The organism is Vibrio sp. 1249-1 (genome assembly GCF_033340495.1).
On the sequence record NZ_JAWOWJ010000682.1, the window covers coordinates 1 to 644 of the forward strand.

At 44.7% G+C, this 644-nt stretch carries 1 protein-coding gene; it reads right to left on the reverse strand.

Features of this window, described 5'->3' with window-relative positions; all coding sequences use genetic code 11:
• Positions 1-129: 129 nt before the first annotated feature.
• A partial coding sequence (locus R7Z50_RS28330; protein ID WP_318149861.1) for an EAL domain-containing protein occupies positions 130-644 on the reverse strand: 515 nt, incomplete at its 5' end.

Sequence of the window (644 nt, forward strand, 5' to 3'; positions counted from 1 at the left end):
TAAGCGATAGAATCATATAAGCGATTGAATCTTAGCGTTCAAACCCATACATACCAAAAGCGCCGACATGTGTTCGGCGCTTTTTTGTTGGGATAGTTTGTGTGGCTTATGCGGCATGACGAGATAAGCTTAATGCACCGTGCATTGGCAGGTTGCGTATTCTGTCCAGTGATGAATTGCACTTGGTTTACCGAGATAAAACCCTTGATAATAATCGAGTTCCAGTTGACGCATGGCTTGCAGCTGGTTGTTCTCTTCAACCCCTTCGATAATCACTTTGGCCCCCATGGTTGCCGCTAGATCTACCGCACTTCGAATGGAAAAGGTATCACCAGCGCAATAATCGAGTAGATAAGAGCGATCAATTTTAATTATGTCAGGACAAAGCTGCTGAACGCGGGCAATGTCGGAATGTTGCGCGCCAAAATCATCGATGGCAAAGATAAAGCCATTCGCTCTCATTAACTGTACGGCTTTGATCAGTAAATCAGTATCGCCACAGGATTCTTCTATAACCTCAAACACCACATCAGACGGGGTCATCCCCAAATCAGCAAGACGTTTGTAAAGCAATCCGTTGTCTTTAAAGCCCATGTCTTTGGTGAGCGTGAGTAGAGTTTGAGGCATAACATTGAGAAAGAGCT